Source organism: Arthrobacter sp. Soil763 (assembly GCF_001428365.1).
In the GTDB taxonomy this organism is placed as follows: Bacteria; Actinomycetota; Actinomycetes; order Actinomycetales; family Micrococcaceae; genus Arthrobacter.
Map to the genome: position 1 here is coordinate 552712 of NZ_LMSH01000003.1, position 19273 is coordinate 571984.

General features: G+C 68.9%; 16 protein-coding genes. 4 read left to right on the forward strand and 12 right to left on the reverse strand.

The annotated features are described in order from the left end of the window. Nucleotides 1-5 precede the first annotated feature (5 nt). The gene (gene uvrB, locus ASG71_RS12225) at nt 6-2087 is read right to left on the reverse strand and encodes an excinuclease ABC subunit UvrB (RefSeq protein WP_056739573.1); all 2082 of its coding nucleotides are present in this window, start codon (nt 2085-2087) and stop codon (nt 6-8) included. Between the two features lie 40 nt (nt 2088-2127). Next, a complete protein-coding gene (coaE, locus tag ASG71_RS12230; RefSeq protein ID WP_056739575.1) occupies nt 2128-3369 on the reverse strand; it encodes a dephospho-CoA kinase in 1242 nt (413 codons plus the stop codon). Nucleotides 3370-3391: 22 nt separating this feature from the next. On the opposite strand from coaE, the gene ASG71_RS12235 reads away from it, so the two are divergent. From ASG71_RS12235 to ASG71_RS12245, 3 genes are all read left to right on the forward strand, one after another. Next, nucleotides 3392-4096, forward strand: a complete 705-nt coding sequence (locus ASG71_RS12235; protein ID WP_056739578.1) for an IMPACT family protein — start codon at nt 3392-3394, stop codon at nt 4094-4096. A gap of 13 nt (nt 4097-4109) precedes the next feature. Then, complete coding sequence (locus ASG71_RS12240; RefSeq protein WP_321164506.1) at nt 4110-4652, forward strand: GNAT family N-acetyltransferase; 543 nt, start codon at nt 4110-4112, stop codon at nt 4650-4652. A 382-nt stretch (nt 4653-5034) separates the two neighbouring features. Next, the gene (locus ASG71_RS12245; protein ID WP_056739580.1) at nt 5035-5472 is read left to right on the forward strand and encodes a DUF1810 domain-containing protein; all 438 of its coding nucleotides are present in this window, start codon (nt 5035-5037) and stop codon (nt 5470-5472) included. Between the two features lie 374 nt (nt 5473-5846). On the opposite strand, the gene rpsA is transcribed toward ASG71_RS12245, so the two are convergent. The 3 genes from rpsA to polA form a co-directional block, all read right to left on the reverse strand. Next, nucleotides 5847-7322: a 30S ribosomal protein S1 gene (gene rpsA / locus ASG71_RS12250; RefSeq protein WP_056739582.1), complete on the reverse strand. Its 1476-nt coding sequence runs from the start codon at nt 7320-7322 to the stop codon at nt 5847-5849. A gap of 221 nt (nt 7323-7543) precedes the next feature. Beyond that, nucleotides 7544-8830 (reverse strand): GNAT family N-acetyltransferase, encoded by a 1287-nt coding sequence (locus tag ASG71_RS12255; RefSeq protein WP_056739584.1) that lies wholly within the window; start codon nt 8828-8830, stop codon nt 7544-7546. A 53-nt stretch (nt 8831-8883) separates the two neighbouring features. Next, entirely contained in the window at nt 8884-11523 is a 2640-nt protein-coding gene (gene polA, locus ASG71_RS12260) for a DNA polymerase I (RefSeq protein ID WP_056739586.1), read from the reverse strand. A 208-nt stretch (nt 11524-11731) separates the two neighbouring features. On the opposite strand from polA, the gene ASG71_RS12265 reads away from it, so the two are divergent. Continuing rightward, the gene (locus ASG71_RS12265) at nt 11732-12196 is read left to right on the forward strand and encodes a hotdog fold thioesterase (RefSeq protein WP_082575099.1); all 465 of its coding nucleotides are present in this window, start codon (nt 11732-11734) and stop codon (nt 12194-12196) included. An 83-nt stretch (nt 12197-12279) separates the two neighbouring features. Here the strand turns inward: ASG71_RS12265 and ASG71_RS12270 are convergent, their stop codons facing one another. The 7 genes from ASG71_RS12270 to ASG71_RS12300 form a co-directional block, all read right to left on the reverse strand. Further along, nucleotides 12280-12816 carry a dihydrofolate reductase family protein gene (locus tag ASG71_RS12270; protein WP_056739588.1) on the reverse strand — a complete coding sequence of 179 codons (537 nt, stop codon included), beginning with the start codon at nt 12814-12816 and terminating at the stop codon, nt 12280-12282. A gap of 56 nt (nt 12817-12872) precedes the next feature. Beyond that, a complete protein-coding gene (locus ASG71_RS12275; RefSeq protein WP_056739590.1) occupies nt 12873-13094 on the reverse strand; it encodes a hypothetical protein in 222 nt (73 codons plus the stop codon). After that, on the reverse strand, nt 13091-14302 hold the full coding sequence (locus tag ASG71_RS12280) for an inorganic phosphate transporter (protein WP_056739592.1): 1212 nt from the start codon (nt 14300-14302) through the stop codon (nt 13091-13093). The genes ASG71_RS12275 and ASG71_RS12280 overlap by 4 nt, the downstream gene beginning before the upstream one ends. Before the next feature lie 189 nt (nt 14303-14491). Beyond that, nucleotides 14492-15169, reverse strand: a complete 678-nt coding sequence (locus ASG71_RS12285; RefSeq protein WP_082575101.1) for a hypothetical protein — start codon at nt 15167-15169, stop codon at nt 14492-14494. 83 nt (nt 15170-15252) lie between these two features. Continuing rightward, a complete protein-coding gene (locus ASG71_RS12290) occupies nt 15253-16122 on the reverse strand; it encodes a universal stress protein (RefSeq protein WP_056739594.1) in 870 nt (289 codons plus the stop codon). Nucleotides 16123-16392: 270 nt separating this feature from the next. After that, the gene (locus tag ASG71_RS12295; RefSeq protein ID WP_056739597.1) at nt 16393-17709 is read right to left on the reverse strand and encodes an erythromycin esterase family protein; all 1317 of its coding nucleotides are present in this window, start codon (nt 17707-17709) and stop codon (nt 16393-16395) included. Continuing rightward, entirely contained in the window at nt 17706-19088 is a 1383-nt protein-coding gene (locus tag ASG71_RS12300) for an MBL fold metallo-hydrolase (RefSeq protein ID WP_056739599.1), read from the reverse strand. The genes ASG71_RS12295 and ASG71_RS12300 overlap by 4 nt, the downstream gene beginning before the upstream one ends. Nucleotides 19089-19273: the final 185 nt, after the last annotated feature.

Below are 19273 nucleotides of genomic sequence, written 5' to 3' on the forward strand. Positions count from 1 at the left end.
TTACCTCAGGCGTGCCCGGCCGACTGCATCTGGCGCAACTCCTTCTTCAGCTCCCCGACCTCGTCCCGGAGACGGGCGGCGAGCTCGAACTGCAACTCACCGGCCGCGGCGTGCATCTGTTCGGTGAGCTGCTCGATGAGCCCCACGAGGTCCTCGGCCGGCGCCGCGGCGAGGCCGTCGGCACGGACCTTGGAGCCGCCCTTGCCCTTGCCCCGCGCCTTGCCGGCGCTGGCCAGCAGCTCGCGGGTGTCCGCGTCCTCCTTGGCCAGCTGGTCGGTGATGTCGGCGATCTTCTTCCGCAGCGGCTGCGGGTCGATGCCGTTTTCCTTGTTGTAGGCGACCTGGATGGCGCGGCGGCGGTTCGTCTCGTCGATCGCCTGGGCCATGGAGTCGGTGATCCGGTCCGCGTACATGTGGACCTCGCCGGAGACGTTGCGGGCCGCGCGGCCGATGGTCTGGATCAGCGAGGTAGCCGAGCGCAGGAAGCCTTCCTTGTCCGCGTCGAGGATGCTCACCAATGACACTTCGGGAAGGTCCAGGCCCTCACGCAGCAGGTTGATGCCGACCAGGACGTCGAAGACCCCCATCCGGAGTTCGCGGAGCAGCTCCACGCGCCGCAGCGTGTCCACGTCGGAGTGCAGGTATTCGACCTTCACCCCGTGGCCCAGCAGGTAGTCGGTGAGGTCCTCCGCCATCCGCTTGGTCAGGGTGGTGACGAGGACGCGTTCGTTCCTCGCGGTGCGGGTCTTGATCTCCCCCAGCAGGTCGTCGATCTGGCCCTTGGTGGGCTTGACGATCACCTCGGGGTCGATCAGGCCGGTCGGGCGGATGATCTGCTGGACGAACCCGTCGGCCTTGCCCAGCTCGTACTTGCCCGGTGTCGCGGACAGGTACACGGTCTGCCCGACGCGCTGCAGGAACTCGTCCCATTTGAGCGGGCGGTTGTCCATCGCGGAGGGCAGCCGGAAGCCGAAGTCAACGAGGTTCCGCTTGCGCGACATGTCCCCTTCGTACATCGCGCCGATCTGGGGCACGGTGACGTGGGACTCGTCGATCACCAGCAGGAAGTCATCCGGGAAGTAGTCCAGGAGGCAGTGCGGGGCGCTGCCGGGGGCGCGGCCGTCAATGTGCGAGGAATAGTTTTCGATGCCGTTGCAGAAACCCATCTGCTGCATCATCTCGAGGTCGTAGGTGGTGCGCATCCGGAGCCGCTGGGCCTCGACGAGCTTGTTCTGGCTCTCCAGGACCTTGAGCCGGTCCGCCAGTTCGTCCTCGATCCGCTTGATCGCCCGGGCCATCCGGTCCGGCCCGGCGACGTAGTGCGAGGCCGGGAAAACGTACATTTCCTCTTCCTCGCGCAGGACTTCGCCGGTGAGCGGATGCAGGGTCTGGATGTTTTCGATCTCGTCGCCGAAGAACTCGATCCGGATGGCGAGCTCCTCGTACATCGGGATGATTTCCACGGTGTCGCCCCGGACCCGGAAGGTGCCGCGGTGGAAGTCCATGTCGTTGCGGGCGTACTGCATGGAGACGAACTTCCGGAGCAGGTCGTCCCGGTTCATTTCGGCGCCGCGGCGCAGGGTCACCATCCCGGCGATGTACTCTTCGGGGGTGCCGAGGCCGTAGATGCAGGAAACGGTGGCGACCACGATGACGTCTCGCCGGGTCAGCAGGGCGTTGGTGGCGGAGTGCCGGAGCCGTTCGACTTCCTCGTTGATGGAGGAGTCCTTTTCGATGAACGTGTCCGTCTGCGCCACGTAGGCCTCGGGCTGGTAGTAGTCGTAGTACGAGACGAAGTACTCGACGGCGTTGTTGGGCAGCAGTTCCCGGAATTCATTGGCCAGCTGCGCGGCAAGGGTCTTGTTCTGGACCATCACGAGGGTGGGCCGCTGGACCTGCTCGATCAGCCACGCCGTCGTCGCGCTCTTGCCGGTACCGGTGGCGCCGAGGAGCACCACGTCCTTTTCGCCGTTCTTGATCCGCTCGGTCAGCTCCGCGATCGCGGCAGGCTGGTCGCCGGCGGGTTTGAACTCGCTGATGACTTCGAAGGGCGCCACGACACGGTTGATTTCCTGGGCAAGGCTCATGCATCTAATCTACCGCCGGCCGCCGACAGGAATCCCGGATTCAGCTTTGGGCGGTACCCGGCCCTCCGACGCCGGCGTACGACGGCGGCTGCCAGCCGGTGCGCCGGGCCCAGTCCTCCATCCGCGGGGCGGCGTAGGCCGTGAACCAGGATTCCTTGTCAGCGGCGTAGCCGGCGGCGGACTTGTCCACGCCGTGCCGCCGCGCCGCCCGGCGTTTTTCGGCGAGGTAGGCGCCGCGTGCTTCGGCGTCGTCGCGCAGCCAGTCCCGGAAGCACAGCGCGTAGCGCCAGCCCGGCGACCCGGCGGCGCGGACGTGCAGGTTGACGGCCCGGCCGGGGTCTGCGCTGCCGTGCACGCGCTTGTCCCACTCGGCCGGGTCCGGGTGCCCGGGTTTGGGGTTGTCCGGGCCGATGCCGGGCCAGCGGGGGTAGCCGGCGGCGGCCAGCAGCGGCTCCAGCCGGTCCGCCGTCGCCAGGTCCCGGACCGTGAGCTGCAGGTCGAGCACGTCCTTGGCGTCCAGGCCCGGGACGGCTGTGGAGCCGATATGGTCCACGGCGAGGAAATCCTCCGGCGCGAGGGCCAGCAGCCGGCCGGCCAGCCGGGCGGCCTGGCCGGGCCAGCGCGGGTCCGCCGGGCTGATGACCGGCCCGCCGGGGCGCGGGGCGACCCGGTGCTTGGCGAGGTTGTCGGCGAAAGGCAGCAGCCGGCTGCGCCACAGCAGGTCCACGGCGTCGCGCAGTTCGTCCTTGGTGCCGGAGTTGTCCAGCACCACATCGGCCGCCGCCAGCCGGTCCTCGCGCGTGGCCTGGGCGGCCATGCGTGCGCGGGCCTGCTCTTCGGTCATCTTCCGGTGCTCCACCATGCGCCGCACGCGGACGTCGTCGGGGGCGTCCACGACGAGCACCAGGTGGAAGCTGGCTCCCTGCCCGGTCTCGACCAGGAGCGGGATGTCCTGCACGACGACGGCGCCCCGGGGCGCGGCGGCGGCGATGGCGGCGGCGCGTTCGCGCACCAGCGGGTGGATGATCCCGTTGAGCACGGCGAGCCGCTCGGGGTTGCCGAACACCAGCGTGCCGAGGCGGGGCCGGTCGAGGCGCCCGTCCGGGCCCAGCACGGCGGAACTGAAGGCTTCCACCACCCGGTCCAGCCCGGGGGTACCCGGCTCGACGACCTCGCGGGCGAGTGCATCGGCGTCAACCAGCACCGCGCCCAGCTCACGCAGCCGCGCGGCCACTACCGACTTCCCCGAGGCGATGCCGCCCGTCAACCCGATCTTCAACACCCCACCAGACTAGACTGAACCGGTGCCAGTCGATGCGGTTTCCCCCGAAAGCAGGACCACCGCGTACACCACGCTGGCCGCCGGCGACGGCTTCCGCCACGAACTCGAGATCAAGCGCTCCCGCTTTATCACGGTGCTGCGGCGCACCCCGGACGAGGACAGCGCCCGCTCCCTGGTCAGCGCGCTGCGCAAGGAATTCCACGACGCGAGGCACCACTGCTCGGCCTTCGTGCTGGGACCGGACCGCGGGGTGCAGCGCTCCAGCGACGACGGCGAGCCCTCCGGCACGGCCGGCCTGCCGATGCTGGAGGCCCTGCTCAAACGCGAAACCGCTGCCGGCGTGACCGACCTCAGCGACATCACCGCCGTCGTCGTCCGCTATTTCGGCGGGATCCTGCTGGGCGCCGGAGGCCTGGTCCGGGCCTACTCCGATTCGGTGTCTACCGCGCTGGAGACGGCACCGCTGGTCCGCCGCCGCCGGCTGCGGCTGTGCACCGTCCGGGTCCCGCACGCCTCCGCGGGCAGGCTGGAGAACGAGCTGCGGGCCTCAGGTTTCCTGATGGCCGGAACCGACTACGCCGCCGAGTCCGCCGTCCTTCGCCTGGCGCTGCCGGACGACCCGGCCGAGGTGGAGCAGGCGGCCGCGCGGCTCGCGGCCTTGACCGCGGGCAGCGCCGCCTTGGTGCCCGGCGGAACGGAGTGGGTTGATGCCGATTATTTCGAGTGAACCGGATTCCGGGGTGGCACTGACGGAGGTGACGGCTTTGGTGCTGGAGCAGCTCCTGGCGCTGGCCGTGCACGACGCCGACCCCGACGACGTCACCCCGCCGCTTGGATCGGCCGCGGGCTGGAACCCTGAGCGGATCGCCTGGTTCCGGGCGTACCACCGCGCCGCCTGCGGCCTCGACGGGCCGGCGCGGGAGAAGACCTGGGCAGTCACGGCCGGCGGTGCCGTGGCCGGGTCGGTTCGGCTCCGGCGGGTACCGGACCTGTCCGGCCCAGGCCACGGAGTCGCTGTGGAGACCGGGATCTGGCTGGGGCGGCAGTTCCGCGGCCGGGGCATCGGCGTGCCGGCGCTGCTGCTGGTCAAGGCCGAAGCCGCCGCATTGGGTGCCGGGCTGCTGGTCAGACGCCGGCAATCACGCTGCTCAGGCCCTGCTGCGCTCCGCCGGCGCCGAACTCACCCCCGCCGGCCGGCGCGTCACCGCCCGGATCACCCTGGCCTGACCGCGGCCTCGGCGGCCCGCCCCTGTACCACCCGAACGGACATGCCCATTCTCTAGGCTCGCGGGTGGGCATGCCGCGCTATGCCCACTGCTGAGCCCTCGGGTCGGACATGCCCATTCTCCGGGCACCACTCCCCTGACGGACATGCCCATCCGTCCGGCCGGCGGGCGGGCATGCCGCGCCATGCCCACTGCTGAGCCCTAGGGTCGGACAGGCCCACCCTGCCGGCTCCACTCCCCTGACGGACATGCTCGTTGTTCAGGCTTGCGGGCGGGCATGCCGCGCCATGCTGCGCGGGGCTATGCCGCCGCGGGGTGCGGGGGCGGCCTCGACATCCTCGCGGCACGCTGGCGGTCGTGCTTGGATAGGAGTGAAGGTCCCGCCCGGCAGGCACGACGCCAGCGGAATCAGTAACAGCCAACCGAAGGGAAGACCCAGATGGATGACCCGTTCGAGCTGTCCCGGTTCGTCGACGCCCAGGAGTCCGGCGGGACGTATGTCCAGGCCCTGTCGGAGCTCAAAGCGGGCTCCAAGCGCAGCCACTGGATGTGGTTCGTCTTTCCGCAGATCGCCGGCCTCGGCCAGAGCGCGACCTCCCGCCGGTTCGCAATTTCCTCGGTAGACGAGGCACGGGCCTACCTTGACCACCCCGTTCTGGGTCCACGGCTTTTGGAGTGCTGCCACGCGGTGCTCGACGTGGACGGCAGAAGCGCCGAGCAGATCTTCGGCGCCATCGACGCGCGGAAGATGCTCTCGTCGTCGACCCTCTTCTCGCTGGCGGCGCCGGACGAGCCCGTGTTCCAGAAGGTTCTGGACAAATACTTCGACGGAGTCCCGGATCCTGCCACCTACCGCATCCTCGGCCCGACCACCTGACAAACCGCCCCTCCGGCAGCCGGACATGCCCAGTGTTGGGGCGGATCTCTGGGCATAACCGGTTATGCCCAGTCCTCGGACCGAGGAACGGGCATGTCCCGCAGGCACATCACCTGAATAGGCCAGCACACCCCGGCCCCGAACGGACATGCTCTTTCCTGGGCCGGACCAGCGGGCATAACCGGTTATGCCCAGTCCCCGGACCGAGGAACGGGCATGTCCACCAGCCCGGGACCAGGCCCGCCCGCCACGAAGCACACCGGCGGCGCCCCGCGCCCCGGGACCAGGAAGTAACAGCCGCTTAAACCACAGCGGGCCCCTGCACTTGGCAGGGGCCCGCTGTGAGTGGCCCGGGCGAACCGGGCCGGTGGCAATTAGTTGCCGGTCAGCTTCTCGCGCAGAGCGGCAAGAGCCTCGTCCGAAGCAAGCGTACCCGCACCGGACTCGGTTGCGGCCGGCTCGGAGGAGTAGCTGGTGGTGCCGGAGTCGCTCTCGCCCGACGTTGCAGCGGCAGCGTCGTCGGCAGCGTGCTGGACAACCTGCTTCTTGTGGGCTTCCCAACGTGCCTGGGCGTCAGCGTACTGCTGCTCCCAGGTGGCGCGCTGCGTCTCGTAGCCTTCAAGCCACTCGTTGGACTCCGGATCGAAGCCCTCCGGGTACTTGTAGTTGCCCTCTTCGTCGTACTCGGCGGCCATGCCGTAGAGTGCCGGATCGAATTCGGTGCTGTCGGCGTCGACACCCTCGTTGGCCTGCTTGAGGGACAGCGAGATACGGCGGCGCTCGAGGTCGATGTCGATGACCTTGACGAACAGCTCGTCGCCAACGGAGACAACCTGCTCGGCCAGCTCAACGTGGCGCACGGCGAGCTCGGAGATGTGGACCAGGCCTTCGATGCCGTCTTCAACGCGGACGAACGCGCCGAACGGAACCAGCTTGGTGACCTTACCCGGAACAACCTGGCCGAGGGCGTGGGTGCGGGCGAAGGTCTGCCACGGATCTTCCTGCGTAGCCTTGAGCGACAGGGAGACGCGCTCGCGGTCCAGGTCGACCTCGAGAACCTCGACGGTGACTTCCTGGCCAACTTCGACAACCTCGGACGGGTGGTCGATGTGCTTCCAGGACAGCTCGGAAACGTGAACCAGGCCGTCTACGCCGCCCAGGTCCACGAAGGCGCCGAAGTTGACGATGGAGGAAACGACGCCGGGACGGACCTGACCCTTTTCCAGCTTGTTGAGGAACGTGGAGCGGACCTCGGACTGGGTCTGCTCGAGCCAGGCACGGCGGGACAGCACAACGTTGTTGCGGTTCTTGTCCAGCTCGATGATCTTGGCTTCGATCTGCTGACCGATGTACGGAGCAAGGTCGCGCACACGGCGCATCTCGACGAGGGATGCGGGCAGGAAGCCGCGCAGGCCGATGTCGAGGATAAGACCACCCTTGACAACCTCGATGACGGTACCGGTGACAACGCCGTCTTCTTCCTTGACCTTCTCGATGTCGCCCCAGGCACGCTCGTACTGAGCACGCTTCTTGGAGAGGATCAGGCGGCCTTCTTTGTCTTCCTTAGTGAGCACCAGGGCTTCGACCTGATCGCCGACGGAGACAACGTCCCCGGGATCAACGTCATGCTTGATGGAAAGCTCGCGGGAGGGAATGACACCTTCGGTCTTGTAACCGATGTCGAGCAGAACTTCGTCGCGGTCGACCTTGACGACGGTACCTTCGACGAGGTCCCCGTCGTTGAAGTACTTGATGGTGGCGTCGACGGCTGCGAGGAAGTCCTCAGCGGACCCGATGTCGTTAATCGCGACGACAGGGGTACCGGACTTCTCGGTGGAGGTGATGGTCATGTAGTAGGGGCTCCGTTGTGGATAGTTAGTCGGTCAGGCCAACCGCTGCACCGGCGTCGGCGACGCCCGCGTAGAACACGGCGAATCAAAGGCGATCCGCCGGGTCATCCTGATTTGTGGATTTGATTGCGCGCACGTAGTACACGCCCGTTTAGTCTAGTCGTATACGACAACGCCGGTCAAAGCGCAACGGGGCCGGCAGGCCGGTCCGGCCGGACCGGCTAGAAGTGCGTCAGGCAGTGCGCCGGGCGTTCGACGGCGAACATGCCGGCGGCGGTGAACGCGGCCCCGGGCGCTGCCTCGCGGATGCGGCCGGACGCGGCGAGCGTCACCGGGTGCACCCCGCCGAGGTAGATCGAGGACAGCACGGCCACATCGAGTTCGAGGTCGACATCGGCGCCGTCGGCATCGCTGACGACGGCGGCGCCGCCGGAAACGTCGAGGGCGAACGTTCCGCCGGTCAGGCCCAGCGTGTCGGATACCTTCAGGACCAGCCGCCCGTCCCGCGGGTAGTGGCGGGCCTCCAGCGCCTTGCGAACGTCGAGGATCCGCAGCCACAGCATGTCCCGGGCCTCCGACGCGTCGACGCAGCGGGGGTCCGTGAGCGCCCAGGGCAGCGGGTCATCCACGGGCGCCTCTTCCCAGGTGACACGTTCAACGAGGTCAATGGCGCCAAGGTACTGCCACAACTCCAGGTAGGCGGCGTGTGTGGCCGCCACGAGGTCGACGATCTCCATAGTGTGCGGCGTGCTGGACCAGCCGCCGAACTTGTAGGACACGTAGCCATCCACGCCGCCGTCGGGCCCGTAGTGCAGCGCAACCTTGACCTTGGGGTCCTCGCCGTCGTCCCGGCTGACGGAACCGGATGCGAACTGCCGGTAGAACTCGTGCCGGTCGACGGAGCCGGGCGTGCGGCGGTGCAGCCGGTCGAAGACGGCCGGCGCGAGCTCCAGCAGGACCTTGGGGTCGGCGACTTCCACCCGGCCGGTCGGGGTGTGGTTAAGGACGAAGCGGGCACCGGTGTCGACCTTGATCGACTGCTCCGAGGTGGCCACGCCAAAGCCGAAGCGGCCGTAGATGGAGGCCTCGGAGGCGGTCAGGGCCGCCATGGCCAGGCCCTCCGTACGGGCCTGCGCCAGGTCCTCGGCCATCATGCGGCGCAACAGCCCGCGGCGGCGGTGCGAGGTGCGCACGGTCACCGCGGTGACGAGCCGGGTATCCAGCAGCCGGCCGAAGCCGATGTTCAGCGTCTTGTCCATGGTGCCGAAGGTCGCCACGGGGATCTCGGCGCCGAGCGAGTGTTCCGGCACCGCGCCGGTCTGGTAGACGCCGGTCATCTCCCGTCCGTCGACGCGCTGCATCTCGATGCCGCGGTCCACCCGCTCGTCACTGCGTCGGGCGTCGTGGAACCCGAACGCGACCGCACGCATCCACGCGACGGCTTCCGGGTACCCCGGGTCGTCCTTGGCGGCGGGCTTGAACCGTCGGATTTCATACTGGTCTGGCACGTGCTTCTCCCCCTGGATGTGCTGCTAACGTGAACGGCCCGAAGGCGGGCCGGCTAGTGCCCGGCTTCGAACCAGCTGGACCCGATGCCGATCTGGACCTCGAGCGGAACGCTGAGCTGCGCCGCGGCGCCCATTTGCTCCGTGACGAGCTTCTCCACGACCTCGCGTTCGCCCTCGGCGACTTCGAGGACCAGTTCATCATGGACCTGGAGCAGCATGCGTGATTTCAGGCCCTGGTCCTCCAGGGCGCCCGCGACGCCGAGCATGGCCCGTTTGATGATGTCCGCAGCCGAACCCTGGATCGGAGAGTTCAGCGCGATCCGCTCGGCGTTCTCCCGCAGCTGGCGGTCGCTGCTGGTCAGGTCCGGCAGGTAGCGGCGGCGGCCCTCGATCGTGGCGGTGTACCCGTCGATCCTGGCCTGGTCGACGACGCCGCGCAGGTAGTCGCGCACCGCGCCGAACCGGTCGAAGTAGTCCTTCATCAGCGTCCGCGCCTCATCGACAGAGATTTCGAGCTGCTTCGACAGCCCGAAGGAGGTCAGTCCGTAGGCGAGGCCGTAGGACATGGCCTTGACCTTGGAGCGCATGGCGCTGGTGACCTGGTCGGTGGGGACGTGGAAGATGTTCGAGCCCACGAACCGGTGCAGGTCTTCGCCGTCCTTGTACGCCTGGATCAGCCCGGCGTCGCCGGACAGGTGCGCCATGATCCGCATTTCGATCTGCGAATAGTCGGCCGACAGCAGGCATTCGTAGCCCTCGCTGACGACGAAGATGCCCCGGACCCGGCGGCCTTCCTCGCTACGGATGGGGATGTTCTGCAGGTTGGGGTTGTTCGAGGAGATCCGGCCGGTGGCTGCGACGTTCTGGGCGTAGGTGGTGTGGATCCGGCCGTCGGCCGCCACGGACTTCTTCAGCGACTCGAGCATCTGCCGCAGCTTGGACGACTCCCGGTGCGCCATCAGCTGGACCAGGAACTCGTGGCCGGTTTTCTCCAGCAGGTTCTTCAGTGATGCCGCGTCCGTGGTGTACCCGGACTTGATCTTCTTGGTCTTCGGCAGCCCGAGCTCCTCGAAGAGGACGGTCTGCAGCTGCTTGGGCGAACCGAGGTTCACTTCGTGCCCGATCGCGGCGAATGCCTGTTCCTTGGCGTTGTCGATGACCTTGGCCAGGTCCGCGAGCTGCTCGTCCATGCGTTCCATGTCGATGGCGATCCCCGCCAGCTCCATGTCGGCGAGCACCCGGCTGACCGGCAGTTCGAGGGTGGTCAGCAGGTCCTGCGCCCCGCGCTCCTGCAGCTCGGTTTCGAAGTAGCGGCTCAGTTCCCGGACGACGGCGGCCACATGGACCAGCGCGCCGGCAGCGGCCGCGTCGTCGCCGTCGAACGCCAGCTCAAGCTGGCCGGCCTTCGCGGCCTCCGCCGACACGGCGATGTTCAGGTGGTGCTGCGCCAGCTCCGCGAGTTCGTAGCTGCGGCGGTCCGGCTGGATGAGGTAGCCGGAGATTGAGGTATCGTCCACGACGCCGTCCAGTTCCAGGCCGCGGGCGGACAGCGCCTTCAGGGCGGCCTTGAAGCCGTGCATCACCTTGGCCGCGCCCGGGTCCCGCAGCCAGGCGGCCAGCACGTTTTCGGCGGCGGCGTCCTGGGTGGCGAGGTCGATGTACGCGGCGGCGTCGTCCCGGACGATGGCGACGGCGGCGGCGTCCTCGCCGATCCTGCCCGGCACCAGGTCGACGGCGACGGCGGACCGCTTCCCGGCTCCGGCGGCGAGGAATTCCTCAAGGGCCGCGGCGTCCTTCGGAGTCACGTAGTCCGGGGTGTCGATGCTTTCGCGTTCGGCTTCCGGCGTCTCACTGCCGTACAGGGCGAAAAGGCGGGTCCGGATGGTCTTGAATTCGAGGGTGTCGAAGAGCTCCTCAAGCGCGGCCTGGTCCGGCCGGGGATCCGCCAGGTCCTCGAGGCTGACGGGAAGGTCGAGGTCGGTGCGGAGCCGGTTGAGCCGGCGGTTGCGCTTGACGTTTTCGAGGTTCTCGCGGAGGGCGTCCCCGACCTTCCCGCCGATCGAGTCGAGGTGCTCCAGCACGCCTTCAAGACCGCCGTAGAGGTTGATCCACTTGGCTGCGGTCTTGGGCCCGACGCCGGGAACACCGGGGAGGTTGTCGGCCGTCTCCCCCACCAGGGCGGCGAGGTCGGAGTACCGGGCCGGGCTGACGAAGTACTTTTCCTGGATGGCGTCCGCGTCCATCCGCGGGATGTCGCTGACGCCCTTGCGGGGGTAGAGCACGAAAACGTTGTCCGTGATGAGCTGGAACGTGTCCCGGTCCCCGGACACGAGCAACACCTCATATCCGGCTTCTTCGCCCTTGGCGGCGAGGGTGGCGAGGATGTCGTCGGCTTCCCAGCCGGGCATCTTGATGGTCTTGATGCCCCACGCGCCCATGACCTTGTCGATCAGGTCGATCTGGCCGCTCATTTCGCGGGGGGTCTCGTTGCGGCCACCCTTGTAGCCGTCGTACTCCGCTTTACGGTGCGTGGTGTCATCGGAGACGTCGAACGCGACGGCCACGTGCGTGGGCTTCTGCTCCTTGATCAGGTTGATCAGCATGGAAGTGAATCCGTGGATGGCGTTCGTGTGCTGCCCGGTGGAGGTGGAGAACTTGTCCGCGGGCAGGGCGAAGAAGGCCCGGAACGCCATGGAGTGCCCGTCGAGCACCAGCAGGCGCGGCTGGTCGGTGAGCGGAATCACGGGGGCTTCGGTGGCGGAGACCCCGGCGCCCCGGCTGGACTTCGCGGCGGGCGGGTCGGCCGGCAGTGTGTCGGGCCCGGAGGCCGGGAGAAGGTCCGTTGCGGAAAGGGAGGGGGCCGGTTTGGTAGTTTCGCTCACAGGTGCCAGCCTAGTTGCCATGGTCGACAATTTCACGCCCGCCCCGTTCGCCGCCGAGCTGGAGGCGGCCGGTGTCCCGGCGGAGCTGCACGGCTGGCTGGGCCGGATGGGCGTGGGTGCCCTGGTGGTGAAGATGGGAATCCACTTCCTGGAGATGAGCCCGGAGCGGACGGTCGCCACGATGCCGGTCGAAGGCAACACGCAGGTGGCCGGCATCCTGCACGGCGGCGCCCACGTGGTGCTGGCCGAAACGCTCGGTTCGTTCGCCGCCGGCATGCACGCCGGCCCGGGACGGCAGGCGCTGGGGATCGACGTCGGTGCGACCCACCACCGGGCGGTCTCCTCCGGCACCGTGACCGGGACCTGCACCGCAATTCACCTGGGCCGCACGCTCACCACGCATGAGATTGTGATGACCGACGAGCAGGGCCGCCGGCTCTCCACGGCACGGATCACGAACCTGCTGCGGGACATCCCCGCGTAGCGGTCCCGCCCGGGAGCGCACGCCCAGCGCGGCACCCGCCCGGATGAGTAGCCAGCGGCCGGCGGCGCCGGCGCCCGGGCGCGTCAGCTGAGCCGGTAGCGCAGTTCGACGACGCCGCGGCCCATGGCCCGGCAGCCAAGGAGTTCCAGCGGCGCCGTCGGCCGGGCAAGCGGCAGGAGCGGCTTGCCGGAGCCCAGCACCACCGGGACCACCGAGACGATCAGTTCGGTCAGTAGGCCGGCGTCGGCGAACTGTGCGGCGAGGACGCCGCCGCCGACCACCCAGACGTTCCGGTTGCCGGCGTCACGCCTCAGGTCCTCCGCAAACTCGGTCACGGGCCCGCGCACGAAAGTGATGTCGCTGCCCGCCGGGGCGGCCAGTTCGTGGTGCGTGAAGACCCAGCACGGGATGCCGGGGTACGGCCAGTCGCTCTCGTGGGCGCGGAGCCAAGCGTACGTCTCCCCGCCCATCACGACGGCGCCGACGTCGGCCATGAAGGCCTTGTAGCTTTCCTCGCCGCCCTCGAAGCCGTCGAACTGGAGCAGCCAGTCGAGCCGGTCGTCGGTGGTGGCGATAAAGCCGTCCAGCGAGGACCCTACAAAGTACTGGAAACCGGGCATGGGCCCAGCGTAGCCATTCGGTGCGGGCTTTCCCAGTGGACGGAAGCGGCCGGCGGTTACTTGCTGAAGTACGGAATGATCAGGTAGAGCCCGAAGAGGACGGCCACGCCGCACAGGGCGAAGCAGACGTAGGACAGCGGCCGGACCCAGCCCGGCTGGGTAGTCCGTGCATCCCCGGCGATGGCGGTGAGCCGGACGCCGAGGGCGTAGAGCACGGTGACGGTGACGGCCGCGGCGAGGGTTGCTCCCGCTACCTGGACGAGTTCAAGCCATTTCATTTCCGGCCGTCCTTGGAGTTGTTGGTGCGGCTGACCGCAGCCGCCTTCTTCTTGGCGAAACGGATGGCCTGGCCGGCCTCTTCGACCTCGACGGCGTTGTGGTGCCCGACGTGGGACTTGCGGGACGCGAAGAACATGAAGATGACGGCGGCAGTGCCGGCGACCGCGGCGATGATGAAGCCGACCGTGCCGGTGCTGACCAGCAGCGCGGTCAGGGCACCGACGATTCCGGCGGCCGGCAGCGTGAACAGCCACCCGGTGACGATCTTGCCGGCGGTGCCCCAGCGGACGGTGGTGCCGCGGCGGCCCATGCCCGAGCCGATGACGGAACCCGAGGCGACGTGCGTGGTAGAGAGGGCGAAGCCGAGGTGGGACGAGGCGAGGATCGCGGCGGCGGTGCTGGTTTCGGCCGCGAAGCCCTGGGCGGGCTTGACGTCGGTGAGGCCGGATCCCATGGTCCGGATGATGCGCCAGCCGCCGGAGTAGGTGCCGATCGCGATCGCCAGGGCGCAGGCGGCGATGACCCAGAACTGCGGGCCCGAGCCGGGCTCCTGGCTACCGGCGGAAATGAGCACCAGGGTGATGATGCCCATGGTTTTCTGCGCGTCGTTGGTGCCGTGGGCGAGGGCCACGAGGCTGGAGGTGAAGATCTGCCCGGTGCGGAAGCCGCCGCGCTTCTGCGTCAGCTTGCTGCCGGTTTCCGGGTCGTGCCGGGAGGTCAGGGCATACGCCAGCCGGGTGCACACGTAGGCGACGGCGGCAGCGATTACGGGCGCGAAGACGGCGGGCAGGAGCACCTTCTGCAGCACCGACGCAAAGTTCACCGAGTGCAGGCCGATGCCGGCGATGGCCGCACCGATCAGGCCGCCGAAGAGCGCGTGCGAGGAACTCGACGGCAGGCCCTTCAGCCAGGTGATCATGTTCCACAGGATGGCGCCCATCAGGCCGGCGAAGATGATCGCCGGCGTGATCTGGATGCCGTCGGAGCCTTCGCGGATGATGCCGCCGGAGACGGTTTTTGCCACCTCGGTGGAGAGGAAGGCCCCCACCAGGTTCAGCACCGCCGCGAGGGCGACGGCGGTTTTCGGCTTGATCGCACCGGTCGCGATGGGCGTCGCCATCGCGTTGGCGGTGTCGTGAAACCCGTTAGTGAAGTCGAAGAACAGCGCCAGCGTAATTACTAGCGCCACCATGACGGTGATTTCCACCTGTTGCCCAATCTGCAGAGTCGACGGTCAGCAGTCTCATTCCCCGTGGCGGCCTTGTCTTTCACTGTTCACCGGCTATTTGGCCGGTTTCACCTGTGCGGTTCACCAAAGCTGTCCTGAAACCTTATAGATCGTACGTGCCAGCGGTGGCTGGGCAAAACAAGGTGCCGGCCGGGCGGCGGTCCCGGCTCAGGCGGGCGGCGCAGGGCGCGGCCCGCCCCCGAGCCTGCCCGCCGCCCCTTGGTCAAGAGCGGCGCGCGCCGCGTCCGGCAGGGCAATCAGGCCATCCAGTTCACGCCGCGCCCGGCGGTAGGCGGCCTGCCGCTCGGCCGGGGTGGCGGACTCATCTGCCGCGATCCGCAGCAGGGTCCGCGCTGTGGCGAGCCGCTCCCGCTCCGGCCCGGCGAAGTGGCTGTCCCTGATGCGGCGGGCTTCCCGCTCCGCGACGTCGAACGCTGCTTCGAAGCTGCGGACCGCGGCGCGGTATTCGGCCAGCCGTGCGAGAGTCTGCGGTGCCGATCCCTCGGGGCGCAGCCCGTCCGCGTCCCGCTTGGCCCGGAGGAACGCGACCGTGAGTGGTTCCCGGACATCTGTCATGAGCGGAAAGTCGATGAGTTTGCCGATGTCCAGTTCGTAATCGAGCCACCGGCGGTTCACGGCCTCATGGGCTTCGGTGAGCCTGCGCACCTCGCCCGGATCCGGGACGCCGGCCCTGGCCCGGCCGGTTCGGGCCCGCCGTCGGGCGAGGCTGCGGCGGTGGCGGCGACCGAGGGTCCGGACACCGGACCGGGACCAGTGAATGAAAAGCGCGCCCAGCGGAAAAACCATCCACCAGTTGTTGCCGATGGCGCCGGTGATTCCGTCCACTGCACTACCTCCTACGGCCGGCTGGCAACGGGAAGGCCCCCTCACGTGAGGAGGCCTTGACGCTGCCCGGGCCACTGACGGGGTCAGTCCCCGTGCTTGGCCTTGTGTACCCGTGTCACCACGGTGGGGCAGGGAACGTTGAGCAGCACGGCGTGGGCCGTGGAGCCGAGCACCAGCCGGGAAAAACCTCCGCGTCCTCGGCTGCCGATGACCAGCAGGCGGGCGTCCCGGGCGATGTCCACGAGCGCCTTCGCCGGGTCCGTGTCCGTCTCCAGGCGCTGGTGCACCACCAGGTCCGGGTACTTCTCTCCGAGCCCGGCGACGGACTCGGAGAGGATGATCCTGTTCTCCTCGACGATCGTCTCCGCCAGGCCGCTCTCGGGCAACTGCTGCTCCACCCAGCGGGCCGGGCTGCGGAAGGCCAGCACCACGGTCAACTCGTCGCCGCCCCGGTCGGCCTCCGCAGCGGCGTAGGCCACCGCCTGCAGCGATTCCTCCGACCCGTCCACGCCGACGACGACGCCGCGCTTGCCGCCGGTTCCCGCTGCGGGGACGACGGCCACCGGGCAGTCCGCGGCACTGACGATCTGCAGCGCCCGGTCGGTCATCGGGCCGCCGTCGAGCCAGTGCTTGTCGTGGCCGCCGACGACCACCATGGACGCTTCCTTGGAGGCCTCGCGCAGGCCGGCGCCGGGGCTGCCGTGCCGGAGCTGGACGTCGACGTCGATGTCGGGCGCCTGGCTCCGGGCGCTGGTCCGGGCCTTCTCCAGCAGTTCCATCCCGGATTCGCGGATGAGTTCGTGGTACTGGAAGTCCGGTGACATCCAGCGGTCGTCCACGGCGTGGACGCACAGGACGGGCAGCTTGCCCGCGCCGGCGCGCTGCAAGGCCCAGGTCAGTGCGGCCTCGCTGCCCGCCGAACCGTTGATGCCGACGACGATTGGTTTACCCATGCTCAACCCTGCTCTTTTCCGTAGCGCGTTGTCCGTGGTGCCGCATTACCGCGGCCTGTTGCGCGGGCCCGGCCGCGGCCGTGGCAGCGCACCCGTCTGTGACCGCTGCCGGACCGCTGCGAAGACCGTGGAACGGCCGCTGCTGTCTGCATGACATGCCGGCAGCGCCTGGGGCCCTGCCGACACTTCAGTGTGCCGCGGGCCCGGGTGCCCGGTTAGGGCCTTAAGCCCCGAGGCGCGCGGACGGCACGTCAGGTCAAAAGCAGCAGGTCAAAAACCGGTGGGCTCGGTCTCGAACTCCGGCTCCAGCGGCGGTCCCTCGTGGTGGAGCGGGCGCAGGGCAGCGGTGTCCTCGAGCCAGATCAGGGCGTCATACCGCTCCCCCATCCGGGTCGGGACATAATTCCCCTGTTCCCGCTCCGGGTGGTAGACCACCCCGATGGCGCGGTGCCCGAGCCAGGTGGAAAGCCAGGCCCCGCTCCGGTCTTCGCCGAAGTCCAGCACGGCAGGCACCCCGAGGGCCTCATGGAGGAAGTCCTCATGGCTGCCGGGCCGGGCCGCGGGAACGGGCAGGATGCGTTCCGGGGTCCCCCAGGCACCTGCGGCCATGACCGTGCCGCGGTGGGCGGCGAACCCCACCAGCAGCACACCGTCCGGGGCGTGCCGCTCGCGCAGCAGCTGGCCGACGTTGACCAGGCCGTCCTGCGCCATGTCGGTTCCGCGGGCGTCGCCGACGTGCGTGTTGTGCTCCCAGATGATCCCCCTGGACCCGGCGCCCAGGTGCCGGCTCAGCCGGTCGATGGTATCCGCCATATGGTGGTCGCGGACGTTCCAGGATTGCCGGTCCCCGCGGACCATGATCCGGTAGTAGTGCTCGGCGTTGGCGGCCACCTCGGCGTTCTGGACGGCGTCGAAGGCCTCCTCGTCGTGGTCGCCGGGGCTGAAGACCCGGCTGCGCACCTCGCTGAGCAGGGCCACGACGTCGGCTTCGCAGGAGTTCGGCACCAGCCGCGTGCTCCACGCGTACTGGTGCGGGTCCTCGTGGTGCGGCTGGAAGCACTGCCAGGCCCGCAGGGCGGCCGGGACGGCGTCGGGCTGGTTCGCCTGGAGCCAGGCGATGATCTCGCGCAGCGAGTCCCAGAGCGAATACACATCCAGCCCGTAGAAACCCACCCGCTCGGACAGCGGCCGGCGGGAGTTCCAGGTCCGCAGCCAGTCGAGGAACCCGGCGACTTCCTCGTTCGCCCACAGCCAGGTGGGCCAGCGCTGGAAGCCGGCCAGGAGCGCGTGGACCCCCTGGTCCTGCCCGCTTTGCCCCCGGACCCACTGGTTGATCCGCCAGCAGTCGGGCCAGTCCCCCTCGACGCCGATCCAGGTGTACCCCTGCTCCTCGATCAGGCGGCGGCTGAGGGTGGCACGCCAGGTGTAGAACTCGTGGGTCCCGTGCGAGGCTTCGCCGATCGCGGTGAAGCGGCAGTCGCCGGCACGGCGGACCACCCCGTCGAGGTCACGGTCGCTGCGGAGTTGCCGTGCCAGCGAATGGATTTCGCCCAGCACGGCCGCCCTGGTCACGCCGGCGGGGCTCACCGCGGGTCCCCGATGTCGATCCGTTCCAGGTGTTCGGGGACCCTGGCCCGCCAGCCGAGCTCGCGTTTGATCCGGATGCGCAGCGCATCGGCGGCATCCGGCTCACCATGGGTGATGTAGGTCATCCGGGGTTCGCGCGGCGCTGTGCGCATCCAGGCCAGCAGACCGTCGCAGTCCGCGTGCGCGGACAGGCTTTCCATCTGGATGACCTCGGCCCGGATTTTCACGTCCTCGCCGTAGATCCGCAGTTGCCGCTCGCCGGCGGCCAGCGTTGCGCCGCGGGTCCCGCCGGCCTGGTAGCCGCTGAGGATGATGGCGTTCTTCGGGTCCGGGCCGTACGCGGCGAGGTGGTGCAGGATTCTGCCGCCGGTGAGCATGCCGCTGGCGGAGATGATGACCATCGGGCCGCCGCGGAGGTTCAGGAGTTTGGAGTCGTCGACGCTGCGGGTGAGCTTGGCGACGCTGTACATGTGCGCGTACTCATCCTCCCGAAGCCGGTGTTCCTCGGGGTGCCGCTGGTACATGTCGGAGGCATCGATAGCCATCGGTGAGTTGAGGAAGACCGGGATGTCCGGGATGGCGTTCTTCCGGCGGAGCCGGGAGAGGTACAGCATGAGCGTCTCGGCGCGTCCGACGGCGAACGCGGCGAACATCACCACGCCGCCGCGCTTGGCCACGCGCCGGATGATCTCCCCCAACTGCTTTTCCGGGTCCACAGTTGAGTGCTGCCGGTTGCCGTAGGTCGACTCGGTGACCAGCACGTCGACGGCGCCCAGCGGCCGCGGCGGCAGCATCAGCGGGTCGTCCGTGCGGCCCAGGTCGCCGGTGAAGTGCACCGACTGGGAGCCGAACCGGACGTGGACCTGGGCAGCCCCGAGAATGTGCCCCGCCGGCACGAAGGTCATCTCCATGCCGCCGCCAAGGTCCAGCGGATCGTCGAAGTCCCGGCTCCGGAAACTGTCCAGCGACCTGACGGCGTCGGCGGCCGTGTACAGCGGCAGCGCCGGGCTGTGCCTTGACGATCCGCGGTGCGTCGCGTAGCGGGCCTCCTCCTCCTGGAGGTAGCCGCTGTCCGGCAGGATCAGCTTGCTCAGCTCGGTGGTCCCTTCGGTGGCGTGGACCGGCCCGGTGAATCCGTCGCGGACCAGGGCCGGGACGTACCCGGTGTGGTCGAGGTGCGCGTGGGTCAGGACGACGGCGTCAATCGAGCGGGGCGGGACCGGGAAGGGCATCCGGTTGCGTTCGCGGCTGCGCTTGTAGCCCTGGAAAAGTCCGCAGTCCACGAGGACCCGGCGGCCGCCGGCCTCGAGCAGGTAGCGGGAACCGGTCACGGTGTCGGTGGCACCGAAAAACCGGAGGGACGGTCGCTCATGTTTCATGGTGCCTCCGTTTCGGAGTCCGTCAAGGCCACCATCCGCGCATTCGCGCACCCGACCTAGGGCCGAAAGTCACGAGCCCCGGCCAGGGCCTGCACCGGGATCCCCAGGTTCCGCGCCGGGACGCCAGGGGCCGCGCCGGTAGGATTTTTGGTGGCCGGTCTTTGAGCCGGCCTCCGAGCGGAGCG

What these genes read in the sequence shown, in the direction of transcription:
- ASG71_RS12245 (WP_056739580.1), top strand. Translation starts at nt 5,035, where the DNA reads ATGGATGACCCGTTCGAGCTGTCCCGGTTCGTCGACGCCCAGGAGTCC.
- ASG71_RS12265 (WP_082575099.1), top strand. Translation starts at nt 11,732, where the DNA reads ATGGTCGACAATTTCACGCCCGCCCCGTTCGCCGCCGAGCTGGAGGCG.
- polA (WP_056739586.1), bottom strand. Translation starts at nt 11,523, where the DNA reads ATGGCGTTCCGGGCCTTCTTCGCCCTGCCCGCGGACAAGTTCTCCACC.
- rpsA (WP_056739582.1), bottom strand. Translation starts at nt 7,322, where the DNA reads ATGACCATCACCTCCACCGAGAAGTCCGGTACCCCTGTCGTCGCGATT.
- ASG71_RS12300 (WP_056739599.1), bottom strand. Translation starts at nt 19,088, where the DNA reads ATGAAACATGAGCGACCGTCCCTCCGGTTTTTCGGTGCCACCGACACC.
- ASG71_RS12290 (WP_056739594.1), bottom strand. Translation starts at nt 16,122, where the DNA reads ATGGGTAAACCAATCGTCGTCGGCATCAACGGTTCGGCGGGCAGCGAG.
- ASG71_RS12270 (WP_056739588.1), bottom strand. Translation starts at nt 12,816, where the DNA reads ATGCCCGGTTTCCAGTACTTTGTAGGGTCCTCGCTGGACGGCTTTATC.
- ASG71_RS12275 (WP_056739590.1), bottom strand. Translation starts at nt 13,094, where the DNA reads ATGAAATGGCTTGAACTCGTCCAGGTAGCGGGAGCAACCCTCGCCGCG.
- uvrB (WP_056739573.1), bottom strand. Translation starts at nt 2,087, where the DNA reads ATGAGCCTTGCCCAGGAAATCAACCGTGTCGTGGCGCCCTTCGAAGTC.